The organism is Acinetobacter sp. MB5, assembly GCF_003261585.1.
In the GTDB taxonomy this organism is placed as follows: domain Bacteria; phylum Pseudomonadota; class Gammaproteobacteria; order Pseudomonadales; family Moraxellaceae; genus Acinetobacter.
Genome location: NZ_POVU01000001.1, coordinates 30,580 through 45,023 on the forward strand (window position 1 = coordinate 30,580; position 14,444 = coordinate 45,023).

The 14,444-nt window shown below is 39.4% G+C and carries 15 protein-coding genes; 9 read left to right on the forward strand and 6 right to left on the reverse strand.

All coding sequences use genetic code 11. The annotated features are described in order from the left end of the window. Positions 1-65: 65 nt before the first annotated feature. Positions 66-3,008, reverse strand: a complete 2,943-nt coding sequence (locus tag C1A47_RS00165) for an insulinase family protein (RefSeq protein ID WP_111891232.1) — start codon at positions 3,006-3,008, stop codon at positions 66-68. A 172-nt stretch (positions 3,009-3,180) separates the two neighbouring features. Here C1A47_RS00165 and C1A47_RS00170 point away from each other — a divergent pair, with 172 nt between their 5' ends. Continuing rightward, positions 3,181-3,543 (forward strand): hypothetical protein, encoded by a 363-nt coding sequence (locus tag C1A47_RS00170; RefSeq protein WP_111891234.1) that lies wholly within the window; start codon positions 3,181-3,183, stop codon positions 3,541-3,543. 11 nt (positions 3,544-3,554) lie between these two features. On the opposite strand, the gene C1A47_RS00175 is transcribed toward C1A47_RS00170, so the two are convergent. Next, positions 3,555-3,773, reverse strand: coding sequence for a bacteriocin immunity protein (locus tag C1A47_RS00175; protein ID WP_111891236.1), 219 nt, complete (start codon positions 3,771-3,773; stop codon positions 3,555-3,557). Positions 3,774-4,109: 336 nt separating this feature from the next. On the opposite strand from C1A47_RS00175, the gene C1A47_RS00180 reads away from it, so the two are divergent. The 6 genes from C1A47_RS00180 (at position 4,110) to C1A47_RS00205 (ending at position 8,545) form a co-directional block, all read left to right on the forward strand. Next, positions 4,110-5,114, forward strand: coding sequence for an adenosine kinase (locus tag C1A47_RS00180; protein ID WP_111891238.1), 1,005 nt, complete (start codon positions 4,110-4,112; stop codon positions 5,112-5,114). Positions 5,115-5,131: 17 nt separating this feature from the next. Continuing rightward, positions 5,132-5,437: a Rieske (2Fe-2S) protein gene (locus C1A47_RS00185; RefSeq protein WP_162625909.1), complete on the forward strand. Its 306-nt coding sequence runs from the start codon at positions 5,132-5,134 to the stop codon at positions 5,435-5,437. Positions 5,438-5,444: 7 nt separating this feature from the next. After that, positions 5,445-6,080 (forward strand): OB-fold-containig protein, encoded by a 636-nt coding sequence (locus C1A47_RS00190; RefSeq protein ID WP_111892153.1) that lies wholly within the window; start codon positions 5,445-5,447, stop codon positions 6,078-6,080. A 108-nt stretch (positions 6,081-6,188) separates the two neighbouring features. Then, on the forward strand, positions 6,189-6,752 hold the full coding sequence (locus C1A47_RS00195; RefSeq protein WP_111892155.1) for a 1-acyl-sn-glycerol-3-phosphate acyltransferase: 564 nt from the start codon (positions 6,189-6,191) through the stop codon (positions 6,750-6,752). 102 nt (positions 6,753-6,854) lie between these two features. Continuing rightward, positions 6,855-7,604: a YebC/PmpR family DNA-binding transcriptional regulator gene (locus C1A47_RS00200; RefSeq protein ID WP_111891242.1), complete on the forward strand. Its 750-nt coding sequence runs from the start codon at positions 6,855-6,857 to the stop codon at positions 7,602-7,604. A 206-nt stretch (positions 7,605-7,810) separates the two neighbouring features. Then, entirely contained in the window at positions 7,811-8,545 is a 735-nt protein-coding gene (locus tag C1A47_RS00205) for a hypothetical protein (RefSeq protein WP_111891244.1), read from the forward strand. Between the two features lie 47 nt (positions 8,546-8,592). Here C1A47_RS00205 and C1A47_RS00210 read toward each other — a convergent pair whose 3' ends face one another. From C1A47_RS00210 to msrB, 4 genes are read right to left on the reverse strand one after another with little or no spacing between them, the layout of a single operon-like run. After that, positions 8,593-9,207 carry a LysE family translocator gene (locus C1A47_RS00210; RefSeq protein ID WP_111891246.1) on the reverse strand — a complete coding sequence of 205 codons (615 nt, stop codon included), beginning with the start codon at positions 9,205-9,207 and terminating at the stop codon, positions 8,593-8,595. Positions 9,208-9,258: 51 nt separating this feature from the next. Continuing rightward, positions 9,259-10,065 (reverse strand): AraC family transcriptional regulator, encoded by an 807-nt coding sequence (locus tag C1A47_RS00215; RefSeq protein WP_171294318.1) that lies wholly within the window; start codon positions 10,063-10,065, stop codon positions 9,259-9,261. Positions 10,066-10,084: 19 nt separating this feature from the next. Further along, positions 10,085-10,582 (reverse strand): glutathione peroxidase, encoded by a 498-nt coding sequence (locus tag C1A47_RS00220; RefSeq protein WP_111891250.1) that lies wholly within the window; start codon positions 10,580-10,582, stop codon positions 10,085-10,087. After that, entirely contained in the window at positions 10,579-10,998 is a 420-nt protein-coding gene (gene msrB, locus C1A47_RS00225) for a peptide-methionine (R)-S-oxide reductase MsrB (RefSeq protein ID WP_111891252.1), read from the reverse strand. Before msrB ends, C1A47_RS00220 begins: the two co-directional genes overlap by 4 nt. A 229-nt stretch (positions 10,999-11,227) precedes the next feature. Here msrB and C1A47_RS00230 point away from each other — a divergent pair, with 229 nt between their 5' ends. Together C1A47_RS00230 and C1A47_RS00235 are read left to right on the forward strand one after the other, a co-directional pair. Then, complete coding sequence (locus C1A47_RS00230) at positions 11,228-12,658, forward strand: pyridoxal phosphate-dependent aminotransferase (protein ID WP_111891254.1); 1,431 nt, start codon at positions 11,228-11,230, stop codon at positions 12,656-12,658. Positions 12,659-13,111: 453 nt separating this feature from the next. Beyond that, a complete protein-coding gene (locus C1A47_RS00235) occupies positions 13,112-14,410 on the forward strand; it encodes a dicarboxylate/amino acid:cation symporter (RefSeq protein ID WP_111891256.1) in 1,299 nt (432 codons plus the stop codon). Positions 14,411-14,444: the final 34 nt, after the last annotated feature.

Consider the following 14,444-nt stretch of genomic DNA (forward strand, 5'->3'; position numbering starts at 1 on the left):
AGGAACATCCAATATTCATTTTATTTAGCATGAATCATCATTTTTCGATAAACAAAAGAAGTCGATTAATTCACTTGTTTAATTTCAAAACCAAGTTGTTCGAGTTGCTCACGTTTAGCAAATGGCGCAACGACTGCTTTGACTGCCTTATGATTCAATAAATATTGTTCAACCACTCGTTTCAAGTCATCCACAGTCACATCTAAAATACGAGCACGTAACTGGGTTCTAAATGCTGGTGAACGCTGATGCAATAAAGCATAACATGCACTAATCGCTTCACCTGCCGGAGAGCCTGGTTTATCCATACCTGCCACTAAACCAAGAATCGCTTCTTCAAGTTGATGTGGCTGCTGAGGTGCTGTCATGAGCCAATTTAAACTGGCTTCAAAGTCTTGGAAAGTTTCAGTTAAGCGAGGGTCACGGTAACTATAGAAACGGAATGCACAGGCATTACCATCGTAGCTTGCACCACCACCATAAGCACCACCTTTTTCACGAATCGCGCTATGCAAGAAACCATTACGCAAGTAGCCTGCCAAGACCATAAACACAGCCGCATCTGGATGTGACACTTCAACCGCTTGATAAGCCGATGAGCAGAACTGAACATTACTTTGAATTAACCAAGCTTGGTCTTGCGCTGAGTTTTCACGCTCTACTTGTTGAAGCTCGATTGGCTGATGTTCAACTTCGACCTTGTTCCATACATCCTGTACATGCTCAACCAGTCTTTGGCTATGCATATCTTCACAAACGAGCAGGAACTGTTTTGGTGCTTGTAACAACAATTGGTGAATATTGTTAAGCTCTTGGATGAATGCCACATAGGCTTGTTCATCTTTTTGAATACGCTCAATCAACTCAGCCAACCAGTTCAGCGCACCTAAACCTGTATTGAAATAATCACGCTCAGCCAAGGCACTCATATGACGCGATGCGATTTGCATGGCATAGCTATGCCCTGAACCTGACAAACGTGACTGCCAACGTGTTTTGCGCTGTTGCAATAATTCTAAAATACGGTCTTTTTCATCGAAACGCAGTTTTTCAAAAGCCAGTTTCAATAAACCAATCGCATCTAGGCGATCCGCCAAAGATTTTGTGGTTAAGGTTAAAAATGCACTGATTTTATTTTTATCGTTCAAACCACTACGCAACGATGCACCCATGCCCAAGCCACCGCTTACCGCAGTTTGTACATGTTGCAGAGCTAAGTAATCATATTCACCTGCACCAACTTCACCAACCAAAATCGACAGCAAGTTGAAATACGGCGACTGCACCACAGCGTCTGGGATTTCAACAATCACTTGTTGATAGTACAAACCATTGGTTCCAGCATGATACAAATGCAATGGCATGTCGTAATTATTGCTAATAATCTCGCGTAGCTCACCTTGTACAATCTGGATTTCCGCGGGAATATCTTCCAAACCAACTTTTGGTAATAGCTCCAAATTATCAGGTGTTTCCTGACGCTTGTTGAGTGCTTCGGTATTGGCAATAATTTCAGCACGGTCAGCGTCTGTTAAGCTCGCCTCAATCTGATCTAAACGTGCCTGTTCTTGTTGCTGTTCTTCTGCTGATTTATTCGCATCTGGAACAAGCGTTAGCTGCACGCGATGGGCATTATCCAACAAATAAGTCTGAATCAGGTTCGACAACCACATTGGGTCTTTGAGTTCTTCTTTGACCGATTCAATTGCAGCATCGACATCCCAAACATCCACTGGATCACTATGGTGAATCGCGCTGCTTAAACCATTTAAAATCAGGCTTAAACCATACGGCGTTCCATCTCCACCGACTTCACGTTGATGCAGCTCAATCTGATGTAAAATTGAATCAACCACTTCCGAGTCAGCAGGTTGAGATGCAACCTCTTGTAGAACTTTCAATACACCATTCTTGAAGGTTTCTGCATGTTCAGGATCTGAACCTTGGACTGCACAGTAGAAAGTCATTTCGAAGTTGCTGTCATCTATACCCATAAATGGACCAGTCGAATCGGCATAACCACAGGTTTCTAAATAATGACGTAATGGAGAAGCTGAGTTTTCGAGTAAAATCCCTTCAACCAAACGCATACCTAAACGCAGTTTGATGTCGCTGGCTTGTGGCAACAACCACGCCAACACATGATAAGTCTTGTCTTTAAGATCTTCAGCATCCACCGCATAAGTTTCAGTCACTTCGATTGGCGCTGCTAAGCGTTGCTCAGGAGTTGAATGTAAAGTTTTACCTGCTTGGAACTTATGCAATGCCTGAGTTTCAATTTGCTCTTGCAATTCAAACGCCGTTTGGTTACCAAAGGTCATGAACACTGCATTACTCGGATGATAATGCGTTTGATAAAATTCACGCAGTTCAGCATAGCTTAAATCTGGAATGTCTTTTGGCTCACCGCCCGAATTGTAGTGATACGTTGTGGTCGGGAATAAATGATGTGCCAATTGATGATACAACTGATCTGAAGGTGAACTCATCGCACCTTTCATTTCGTTAAAGACCACACCTTTAAATACAGGTTTGCCTTGCTCATCTAGCTCAACACGAATCCCTTCTTGAGCAAAATCAAGCGGATTGAGATTCGCAGCAAATGCAGCATCCAAATAAACTGAGAGCAAGTTTTGAAAATCTTTCTTGTTTTGTGTTGCAAATGGATATGCTGTCCAGTCTGCTGAGGTAAATGCGTTCATGAACGTATTTAATGAACGGCGAATCATTAAAAAGAATGGGTCACGCACAGGAAAACGTTCTGAGCCACACAACGCTGTATGCTCTAAAATATGCGCTTCACCCTTTGAATCCATCGGCTGTGTACGGAATGCAACTAGAAATACATTTTCATCATTTTCACTTGCAAGATGATAATGCACAGCACCAGTCACTTTGTGTTTATATTCATAAACATCGATGTCTAAAGCCTCAACATGATGCTGACGTAACAGCTGAAACGCAGGATGAATAGTTTGAGTAATGGTTTCAGTGACATCTACAGTCATGTGCTCTCCTAAATAAAAATCATCTTCAATCGTATTTTGTTATTATGCGATAGATATTGTCGCTTTTCATATAAAAACTTGAGTATTTTGGTTCATATTAGGCAAGCGCAGATCAAATTTACAACGAAAATAATCCATTTAATCAATGTAAAAATACAAAGTGTAGATGACAATGAAAAAATCTTACTTATTCGCAATCTCTTGTCTGATTTCAAGCAGTTTATATGCAAGCCCAAACTGTGATCAGCTTGCCAAAATTGCTGATGATAATGGTGCAAACTATGGCACAAAATATAGCTACACGGTCAAAGGGCCTAAAGGTTATCGCAGCTACTTTCATACTGCTCCTTCCGAGAAATGTAAAATGAAGAATGTTTTTATCATTCCAAAAGATTCGGTGATTGCTTACCAAGAATTTAAAAATGAAAACGAGCTTTGGCTGTATGTCATGTATATCAGTAACAATGGTGTCGATACTGAAGGCTGGGTGAAAGCAAAAGACTTTAAGGTTTCAGGACGAATTAATCCAAATTAAGACTAAACACCTTATTCAAGCGGTATCGGTCTAAAATTGATGATGGTATCAGCTATGTCCTCTGCTGATACATCATCAGTTTCAGGATAAAAAATCAGATTGGTGACATCTGGCATTTCAGAAAGTTGAATTAACTGTTCAATATCAGCATCTAGCTCTGCGTCTGAACCTTCTGCATTCATAATACGTATAATCAAATTAATCAGTTCTTTACGATTAAATCGGTTCATTTTCTTACTCTTTCAATATCATCAAATCTGATTTTCAGTTTTAACCAATAATCGTGTTAAACATTCAATCGGATTTTTCAAAAAAAATTCTTTTTGTGATTCTCTCATAATGAAAATAAAAGGAATTTATAAAATAGACTTGATATTCTAAATGCGTTTTTGTGTTAAAGCTCACCAAAAAAACTTAGGCTATTTTAGATCATTACTTCAGCAATTCATCCTATATATTCATAATCAAATTTCGAATAAAAACCTGAATTTTATTCATCTTATCTACTGTAATGTTTAGGCTTAGTGTAAAATGTTCAGCCTTAAAAACTTGCAATGAGCCCACACATGTCAAAAATTGCCCTTTTTGCACTTGGTAATGCCCTAATTGACCAAGAGTTTCAGGTTTCCGATGATTTCTTAGCTACACAAAACTTGCAAAAAGGCACCATGCAATTGGCAGATGGTGACACTCAAGCAGCGCTGTATCAGAACCTACAAGCATCTCAAGTTTACAAAGGTCAAGCAAGTGGTGGTTCTGCGGCCAATACAACAGTTGCTTTTAGTGCTTTAGGTGGTCGTGCATTTTATGGTTGCCGCGTAGGTAACGATGAACTTGGTCAAGTTTATCTAGATGGTTTAAATGATGCAGGTATTTTCACTGCTCAGCAGTCTGTAAGTGAAGGTGTTACTGGTACTTGTATGGTACTGATTACGCCAGATACTGAACGTACCATGCATACCTATTTAGGAATTACCGCTGAGCTTTCTGTCAATCAAATCGACTATAGTTCTTTAGCGCAGGCTCAATGGCTATATATCGAAGGTTATTTATCGACCAGCGATACTGCACGCCAAGCCGTTGCTCAAGCACGTCAAATTGCGAAAGCCAATGATGTCAAAATTGCATTGTCTTTGTCTGATCCAGCAATGGTGCAATATGCACGAGCAGGTTTAACAGAATTGTTGGCTGATGGTGTTGATTTACTGTTCTGTAATGAACAAGAAGCATTGATGTTCACTGAAACAGCAGATATCGATGCTGCACTCTCAGTTTTGCTTGAAAACAACCAAAATGTGGTCATTACTTTGGGTGCAAAAGGTGCCTTGGTTGCTAGCCAAAGCGAAAAAATCCATGTAGAAGGTCGTCCAGTAAAAGCGGTTGATACCAATGGTGCTGGTGATGCCTTTGCAGGCGCATTCCTTTACGCAATTCATCAAGGTTCAAGCCTAGAACAAGCAGCAGAGCTTGCCATTTTGATTTCAAGTGAAGTCGTTGCTCATTTTGGACCACGTCTTGCGATTGAAAAATATGCTAGACTACAGCAAAGCATTGAACTGGATCTTGCATAATGACCCAAAAAATTTGTATGACCGAAGATATTCCTGAGCGTGAATCACGTGCCTTCGATACCACTGAAGGTAACCCGATTTTTATTACGCAACGTGATGGAATGTTTTATGCATATAAAAATTTGTGCCCACACTTGCAAGTCGAACTGGAATTTCTAGAAAACCAATTTCTAGATCAAGATCGTGAGTTCATCGAATGTTCCACTCATGGTGCATTATTTAACGTCGAAACTGGTGAATGTATTTCTGGACCTTGTCTAGGTGAATCTCTACAAAAAGTCGGGATTCAAATCCATTCCGATGGCGGTATTTACTTATCCTGAGATGTTCATGACGAGTCTTCATGCCTTTTTGACCAGCTATGAATTGATGCCATTTCACGCCAGTGTAATGGCATTGGTGATTTTGAGTTTAGTTGAAACCGTTGGGTTTTATCTCGGTGGGCGTCCATCTACAACTTTAAAGCACCTGATTCCAAATATGATCAAAACACCGCTTTTAGACATTAAGTTTTCCAAAATCCTGATCGTGGTTTTTTTTCTGATTAATTTCAGTTTTGCGGGTTATTTTCTGCAACTGTTCTTTTTTGCTTATCAAAATCAATTTGCGCCTGTTATTTACTTACTTCTCCCCACGCTCGTCATTGCACTATTTTTTACTGTGTTTATGATTCACTGCCTCGATCAGGTGATTCGCCCCCAGTTCGAACGTAAACAAAAAAACCTGATCGGTCGACTTGCGACCATCTGTAATGGTAATGCTCGCCCTGAAAGTACTGCTCAAGCACGGGTCCGTGATGAGTACGGTCAATTACACTATGTTCAGGTGCGTTCTGAGTTCGGTGAAATCGAATTGCATTCGCAAATTATCTTAATTCGTATGCGTGAAACCTATTACATCGCGAAGAAGATTGTCGAATCCAACCATTTATTTGACGATGGTATGTTTAACTCAGACGATACCTAAGTACGATCTGATTTAACTTGTCGAAATCTCATTAGAGTCATACAATCCAGCATCTTTTTTTGGGCGCTTGTCGCTATTTTCCTAAAAGGCAAGATGCAAGGTAATCTCATGAAAAAACAACTTGGAAAGCTCACCTTTAAACTTTCAGGTTGGACCTATCATATTCAAGATGACATTCTTGAAGATAAACAAGTACTGATTGGCTTTGAACATACCTCCATCATGGATGGCATATTGTCTTGGTCACTTTTTCAAATTTTAGGCATTAAAATTCACACGCTCGTCAAGAAAGAGTTATTTAAAGGCCCGCTTTCTCCTGTGCTAAAAGCATTTGGAGCAATTCCAGTAGATCGAAAGGCGAAACAAGACCTTGTTCAGCAAATGGTTCAAGAGTTCCAAAGTCACGAAAAGTTTAATCTAGTGATTGCCCCAGAAGGAACTCGTGCTAAAAATGGTGAATCCCGCAGACCCATTCGTACAGGTTTTTGGCATATTGCCAAAGCAGCGAATGTCCCAATCGTGCTGATGTATGCCAATGCCAAGACCAAACAAGGCGGGATCATTGGTAAGATTTACCCGAATGACTTTGACCAAGATATGAAGCAAATTCAGGAGATGTATTTGCGTCTAACTGGTTTAGATATCGTCATTCCTCCAGCAAAAAGCCTATAGAATGTCGGGTTTTGGGAAATCACTATTTTTCATAAAATAGCGTTGTGGTAGAATCTCTGCATTTTGATATGGCATAGACCAATCTTTAAGGAGCATATTTGCATGGCGGGTCATTCCAAGTGGGCTAATACTAAGCATCGTAAAGCAAAACAAGATGCGAGCCGCGCTAAAGTATTCACAAAATTTATTCGTGAAATCGTTACAGCTGCCCGTTTAGGCGGTGGTGATGTTGCATCTAACCCTCGTTTACGTGCTGTCGTTGAGAAATCATTAGTCGCAAATATGACACGTGATACGATCAACCGTGCAATTCAGCGCGGTGTTGGTGGCGAAGAAAATGCTGATTTAAAAGAAGTGACTTACGAAGGTTATGGCGTTGGCGGTGTTGCTGTTATTGTTGAAACCATGACAGATAACTTAAACCGTACCGTACCTGATGTTCGCCATTGTTTCTCTAAAACAGATGGTAACTTAGGGACTGCTGGTTCAGTGGCGTATATGTTTACTAAACGCGGTGAAATTACGTTTGAAGATGTCTCTTTAGAAGACAAAATCATGGACGTGGCTTTAGAAGCTGGCGCTGAAGATATTGAAGTGGCAGAAGATGAAATTTTAGTCATCACCACACCAGAAACTTTTGGTGACATTCAAGATGCGCTAACAGCAGCAGGTTTAAAATCTGACAATGCTGAAGTGGTTATGAACCCTTCAACAAAAGCTTTAATTTCTGACATCGATCAAGCGAAAAAAATCGTAAAAATGATTGATATGTTTGAAGATTTAGATGACGTTCAAAACGTTTATACCAACGTTGAATTTTCTGATGATGTCCTTGAACAATTAGATGCCTAATTGCTAAGTTGAAGACACCTAAAACGAGATTTAAGCATTTAAATCTCGTTTTTTTATATGTAGGCTATCCATAATAAAGTTTAAGAAAACCAAAAAACTATAAAATAAATAATGATTTTCAATATTTAAAAAAAACACTTCAACTAAGTAAGTCTTCATCTAGCCTCTTTAAACTATTTTTACTCACAAGAAATGGGAATATTTAGATGCTCAACAAAGTCCCTCAGGTTACGTTAATCTTTTGGATTATTAAAATCGCTGCAACAACGCTTGGCGAGACTGCGGGTGATGCACTTTCAATGTCACTCAATCTGGGCTACATCATTAGTAGTGGCATTTTCCTCGTGCTTTTTGCCATTTTTGTCAGCTTACAAATTAAAGCCAAACAATATCATCCTTATTTGTACTGGCTCACAATTATCACCACCACCACACTAGGCACCACAATTGCAGACTTCGTCGACCGCTCCTTAGGTCTGGGTTATTTTGGTGGCAGCCTAATTCTGCTTTCCTTATTGTTGAGTTCTCTGGCAGTTTGGTATTACAGTGAGCACACGCTTTCCGTTGAGAATATTCAAACCGCCAAATCTGAAATTTTCTACTGGGTGACCATTATGTTTTCTCAAACATTGGGTACTGCTTTAGGCGATTGGGTTGCAGACACACAAGGCTTAGGCTATTTATATTCAGCAATTATTTTTGGCAGCATTTTATTCATATTGACCCTTTGCTACTTCTGGACAAAAATTTCACATACATTCTTGTTTTGGAGTGCCTTTATTCTAACTCGACCTCTGGGTGCAGTTTTAGGAGATTTTCTCGACAAACCCATCGCTCATGGTGGATTAGATTTAAGTCGCTTTGGTGCATCTTTCACTTTGATTGCTGTAATTTTTGTACTGATTGCAATCTCAAAACGCCAATCCAAAGCACTATCTTAATACCAAATTATTCATATAGGAGATCAAGCAATCTTGATCTCCTATTCTTATATAGCAAACAGTATTCCAGAAAAAGTCAAAAAGCATATCCCTGAAAGATAATGAATATGTCGTGTATATTGCTGTAATTTTTTTAAATATCGTGGATGTGTGAGCAATTCTACTAGACCCCGATTCCAAATAGTCACCACGCCAACCATCCACACACTAAGTCCCAATGTACTGAGTAAATGACTCTGTTCCGCAAGCAGAACCATTAGACTGGTATAAAACATCCAGTTTTTAGGATTAAGTAAACTCGATTGTAGTCCTAATCCCAATAAGTAATATCCGCTGATGTCTTGAGATTTTGAATCTGGAGATGATGTTAGTTCAAGGGGTTGATTTGCATAGCGTATGCACAAATATGCCAAATACAGCAAATATGCTGCGCCCACATAATGTAAACTCATAAAAACCTGAGCATTCAATTGGCCCAACTGACTGAGTGCAAGCATCAACCCCAATAAAATCAGAGCATTTCCCAAGGTAATTCCCCATGCAACTTTATAAGCTGCCTGACGTGAATAGCGCAGCAAGGTTGTAAATAACAGGAAAAAATCTGGGCCAGGAGAAAGCAAAGCCAAAAAATGAGTCACCGCAATTGCAATAAAAAACTTCATATCACACTCTAAAAATAAGGTGATAGCAGCTTAGAAAATTGTGATTTCTATTTATTGTATAAAAGTGCGGGAAAAGCCATGTTGATATTGTCTTGGGGTAACGCCTGTATGTGCTTTAAAGACTTTATGAAAATGACTTTGATCACTAAACCCCAAATCTGTCGCCAAGTAGCTAATTGGCGCACCTTGCTTGAGATGCTGACGTGCCTGATGGATTTTCAGATTCAATTGATACAAATGTGGTGTTAAACCCAAATGTGCTTTAAACAAACGAATCACCACGTAACGGCTGACCCCAATCCTTTCTGCAAGCTGTTGCAAAGATAAAAAACCCTGTGCTTGCTGGCAAAATTCCATCAATATTTTTAAATGCTTTTGAAAATAAGTCTGTTGCGGCAATTGTTGCCAATCAAAATAAGGAAATAAGAGCTGAGTTAAGCCCACAATTAAGGCATGTTCTTTTTCAACAATCAGCGTGTTTGAATCAAAGAGTGTCTGATTCATTCTACAAAAAGCATCATAACGTGTCTTGTCATTTAGCACGAAAGGTCTCAATTGTGGTATTTCAATGCTTTCAAGCAATGAGGTATGTGCTTCTATTGAGAGTTGCTCTAACCAAGATGCATCGATATGCAACATCTGGTAACTCCAGTGCTGTTCTGGCAAAGGATTGCAGGAATGCTCAATGTGTGCAGGAATGACAACCAGACTCCCCTGTTGAATAGAAACTTCATCTGTGAAGGCGCTATAAAAGTGGCTTTGCCCTGCATCAACAGCACCAATCGATAAGGTGGGATGGCTATGCGCTTTATAGCAAATACGGCTTTGGCATGCCCGCCGTGTTTCTACATAGGGCATGCGAGGGTCAGACCAGAACTCAAGCGAGTTCGGTAACTGCAAGGGCTTGTTCAATATCCTGCTCTAAGCTTTCTGGTTTAGTTGTTGGTGCATAACGGTTCAGAATTTCACCATTTCGCCCAACAAGAAACTTGGTAAAGTTCCATTTAATGGTTTGACTGCCAAGCACACCTTTGGCTTCGCGTGTCAATAGTCTAAAAATTGCATGTGCTTCAGGGCCTTTTACATCAATTTTGGCAAACATCGGGAAACTTACGCCATAATTGCGCTGACAGAAAGCACCAATTTCATCATTACTACCAGGATCTTGTCCGCCAAACTGGTTACAAGGAAAACCTAAAACCACAAAACCTTGATCTTGATACTTTTTATAGAGTTTTTCCAAACCTGCAAACTGAGGTGTAAAACCACATTTACTGGCAGTATTTACAATCAAAAGTACCTTGCCTTCATAATCAGCCATAGACTGAATACGACCATCGAGGCGCTCTGCTTCAAGTTGATATATCTTTGTCATGGATAAGTTTCCTCATCGCTTTTTTCTTGTGTTTTTAGTTCTAACGACGCAGAGTTCACACAGTAACGTAAACCCGTTGGTTGAGGGCCATCCTCAAAGACATGTCCCAAGTGTGCATCACAGTGATGACACACAATTTCAACTCGCGCCATTCCGTGGCTCAAATCATCGTGTTCTTCTATTGCACTATTATTAATTGGCTTATAAAAACTTGGCCAACCACAACCACTGTCAAACTTCGTTTCCGAATCAAACAATGGCTCACCGCAACAACGGCAAGTATAAACCCCAGACTGTTTAGTATTCCAATATTTTCCAGTAAATGGAGCTTCAGTACCTTTCTGACGTGTAATTCTAAATTCTTCTGGCGATAACTCTCTTTGCCATTCTCTAGGTGTTTTATTGAGTTTTCCCATGATTCTATCCCTGTCTATTTTGCTGTTTAAAATAGGATAATCCTATATTTACGTCATTCATTCTAAAATTTCTAGTCTTAAATTCACAAATTACAAAAGATGTATAAATTATAAAAAAGCAAAAAGAAAGCAAATTTAAAAATAATAGTAAGCAAATTAGTTTATGAAATGCTTTTTTGTAAGCAGTATTAGTGTTACTCTTACAGCCATTCTTGCTTAGGATTAAAAAATGTCGCAAAAAAAGAGCGTTATTTTTAAAAACCTGCTGCCTGTGATCAAACAATATCAGCAGGCAGGATTTACGCATGAAAAAATTGTTAGCTTACTTCGAGATCAACATGATCTTGACCTAGTAACAACTGAAACATTTAAAAGTTATTTATATCGTTATGCAAAAGTGAACCCCACTCCTTCCGAGACCATCAAAATGACGAACACGATCCAAACCCCACGCGAAATTAAAAAGTCATCAAAACTTGAGCATGTTTGCTATGACATTCGTGGACCAGTGTTACGAGCGGCCAATGAGATGGAAGAACAAGGGCATAAGATTATCAAGCTCAATATTGGCAACCCCGCCCCGTTTGGCTTTGAAGCCCCCCAAGAAATTATTAATGATGTTGCTTTAAATCTACCCAATGCGATTGGTTATACAGACTCTCGCGGTATTTTCCCTGCACGTAAAGCGATTTGCCAGTATTACCAACAAAAAGGCATTCTCAACATGCACGTCAATGACGTGTATGTCGGCAATGGTGTATCTGAACTGATTGTTATGGCAATGCAAGGTTTGCTCGACGACGGTGATGAAATGCTGGTTCCAATGCCGGACTATCCACTTTGGACAGCCGCAGTGAACTTATCAGGCGGTACAGCAATTCACTATAAATGTGATGAAGAAAATAGCTGGTATCCTGATATTGCCGATATGGAAAGCAAAATTACTCCAAATACCCGCGGGATTGTGGTGATTAATCCGAATAATCCAACAGGTTCGGTTTATCCACGTCATATTTTGCAGCAGATCGTGGCTTTAGCTAAAAAATATGACCTGATTTTATTCGCAGATGAGATTTACGACAAAATCATTTATGACGGTATTGAACATGTTGCCTTAGCATCGCTTGCAGGCAATCAACTCTGTATTTCATTTAATGGCTTGTCTAAAGCGTATCGTATTGCAGGTTTCCGTGCAGGCTGGATGGTCATTACAGGTGATAAATCACGTGCAACTGACTATATTGAAGGCCTAGATATGTTGGCTTCAATGCGTCTTTGTGCCAACCATCAGGCCCAATATGCGATTCAAACAGCACTTGGTGGTTATCAATCCATTAATGATTTGATTCGTCCAAATGGTCGCCTGTATGAGCAACGTAACATTGCGTGGGAAATGCTCAATGAAATTCCAGGGGTAAGTTGTGTTAAGCCTGAAGGTGCAATGTACTGCTTCCCTCGTCTCGATCCAACAGTCTATCCAATTCAGGATGATGAAAAGCTAATGCTTGATCTGCTACGTGCAGAAAAAGTTTTATTGGTACAAGGAACAGGTTTTAACTGGCCAACACCAGACCATTTCCGTGTTGTTTTCTTGCCAGCAGAAAATGAACTTCGTGAAGCAATTACTCGAATTGGGCGTTATTTAGCTACTTTACGTTAAACTTTATTTTCTTCGATATAAAAAAAGCAGTGTCTATATAGATGCTGCTTTTTTATAAACAGTTCATATTTTATTTTTACTCAATCAACCAGATTAATTTTTCTGTCAATTTCAAAATAAAAATTAAACCCTTATAAATCATCATATTTTTTAATTTTAAAAATCAATTTAGCTCGCATTTATTCTTTTAAATACACCTTTCAATTCTTGATACTTTTACCATATGTACAGTCCATAGTATGAAAAAAATGCATGCATCTTTATCTTTTTGCATTTCACAATGCCCCAAAATAGAGCAACAATTCATCCCAATAAAAAATACAACACTCAACTCAGTCAGTCCAAATACCGATTTAGGACATGTAATCAGTAAAACTGACTGAACGTATCAGGGAAGTCTTCAATCATTTCTATCGTACCAGATTGTGATTGAATCAAATGAAAGAGGTTCACATGAATCAAAAGAAACTGCTCAAGTATATTGTACTTGCTATTTTACTTGGAATTTTGACTGGCTGGATTTGTCATCACTTCTTCAATGAAGGTGAGCAACTTAAGCAAATTGCATCTTATTTCAATATCGTCACCGATATTTTCTTACGCCTGATCAAAATGATCATTGCACCATTGGTATTTGCAACCATTATTTCTGGCATTGTATCGATGGGGAAATCTTCATCTATAGGAAGTATCACTCTTAAATCAATGACGTGGTTTATTACCGCTTCATTTGTCTCCTTATCTATTGGCATGGGACTTGCCAACTTTCTCCAACCTGGTGCGGCATTACATTTAGCTTTACCAACTGCTCAGCAAGTCACAGACGCAGCACTTCCAGCAACATCTGGTTTTACACTGCAATCATTCATGACCCATGTCTTCCCACGCAGCATTGCGGAATCGATGGCAAATAATGATATTTTACAAGTCCTTGTATTCTCCATCTTCTTTGGTTCCGCCCTTGCCTATGTCAGTCATGGTAAAGAATCTGTCATTATTCGTTTAACTGAAGAACTCAGCAAAGTCATGTTCCGTATCACGGATTATGTCATGTCATTTGCACCAATTGCCGTATTTGCTGCGGTTGCTTCAGCAATTACTGTGCAAGGTTTAGGTTTGATTGTTGATTACGGCATTCTGATTGCAGAGTTCTATTTTGGTCTATTCCTACTCTGGATTGTCTTGTTCTCTGTTGGTGCAATTGTTCTGAAAAAAGATATTTTTCGCTTAGGTAAGCTGATTCGTGAACCTGTCACACTGGCTTTTGCAACAGCTTCAAGTGAGTCAGCCTACCCGAAAGTTATGGAAGCATTGAACAAATTTGGTGTACCAAAGAAAATCACCAGTTTCGTACTGCCTTTAGGCTATTCATTTAACCTTGACGGCTCAATGATGTACACCACGTTTGCAGTGCTATTCATTGCTCAAGCCTACAATATTGATCTTAGCTTCACACAGCAAATTTTAATTTTGCTAACTCTAATGGTCACAAGCAAAGGTATTGCTGGCGTCTCTCGTGCATCAATTGTGGTGATCTCAGCAACATTAACCATGTTCCATCTACCTGAAGCGGGTGTCTTACTCCTCCTAGGAATTGATCATTTCCTTGATATGGGACGTACTGCCACCAATGTTGTTGGTAATAGTATCGCAACTGCTGTAGTAGCCAAACTTGAAGGCGATAAAGTGACAGAAATGGAAGAAACCCCGGAACAAGTTGTGATTAATTCCCAGCAAGAACCAACAATTTAACCCCCAATATTTGTCTTTGTCACTTCATAAGGAT

Bases quoted from the DNA above. Each gene is read 5' to 3' on its own strand.
- C1A47_RS00235 (WP_111891256.1), top strand. From the start codon at position 13,112: ATGAATCAAAAGAAACTGCTCAAGTATATTGTACTTGCTATTTTACTT.
- C1A47_RS00170 (WP_111891234.1), top strand. From the start codon at position 3,181: ATGAAAAAATCTTACTTATTCGCAATCTCTTGTCTGATTTCAAGCAGT.
- C1A47_RS00165 (WP_111891232.1), bottom strand. From the start codon at position 3,008: ATGACTGTAGATGTCACTGAAACCATTACTCAAACTATTCATCCTGCG.
- C1A47_RS00220 (WP_111891250.1), bottom strand. From the start codon at position 10,582: ATGACAAAGATATATCAACTTGAAGCAGAGCGCCTCGATGGTCGTATT.
- C1A47_RS00200 (WP_111891242.1), top strand. From the start codon at position 6,855: ATGGCGGGTCATTCCAAGTGGGCTAATACTAAGCATCGTAAAGCAAAA.
- C1A47_RS00175 (WP_111891236.1), bottom strand. From the start codon at position 3,773: ATGAACCGATTTAATCGTAAAGAACTGATTAATTTGATTATACGTATT.
- C1A47_RS00195 (WP_111892155.1), top strand. From the start codon at position 6,189: ATGAAAAAACAACTTGGAAAGCTCACCTTTAAACTTTCAGGTTGGACC.
- C1A47_RS00185 (WP_162625909.1), top strand. From the start codon at position 5,132: ATGACCGAAGATATTCCTGAGCGTGAATCACGTGCCTTCGATACCACT.
- C1A47_RS00180 (WP_111891238.1), top strand. From the start codon at position 4,110: ATGTCAAAAATTGCCCTTTTTGCACTTGGTAATGCCCTAATTGACCAA.
- C1A47_RS00210 (WP_111891246.1), bottom strand. From the start codon at position 9,207: ATGAAGTTTTTTATTGCAATTGCGGTGACTCATTTTTTGGCTTTGCTT.
- C1A47_RS00205 (WP_111891244.1), top strand. From the start codon at position 7,811: ATGCTCAACAAAGTCCCTCAGGTTACGTTAATCTTTTGGATTATTAAA.
- C1A47_RS00190 (WP_111892153.1), top strand. From the start codon at position 5,445: ATGACGAGTCTTCATGCCTTTTTGACCAGCTATGAATTGATGCCATTT.
- C1A47_RS00230 (WP_111891254.1), top strand. From the start codon at position 11,228: ATGTCGCAAAAAAAGAGCGTTATTTTTAAAAACCTGCTGCCTGTGATC.
- msrB (WP_111891252.1), bottom strand. From the start codon at position 10,998: ATGGGAAAACTCAATAAAACACCTAGAGAATGGCAAAGAGAGTTATCG.
- C1A47_RS00215 (WP_171294318.1), bottom strand. From the start codon at position 10,065: ATGCCCTATGTAGAAACACGGCGGGCATGCCAAAGCCGTATTTGCTAT.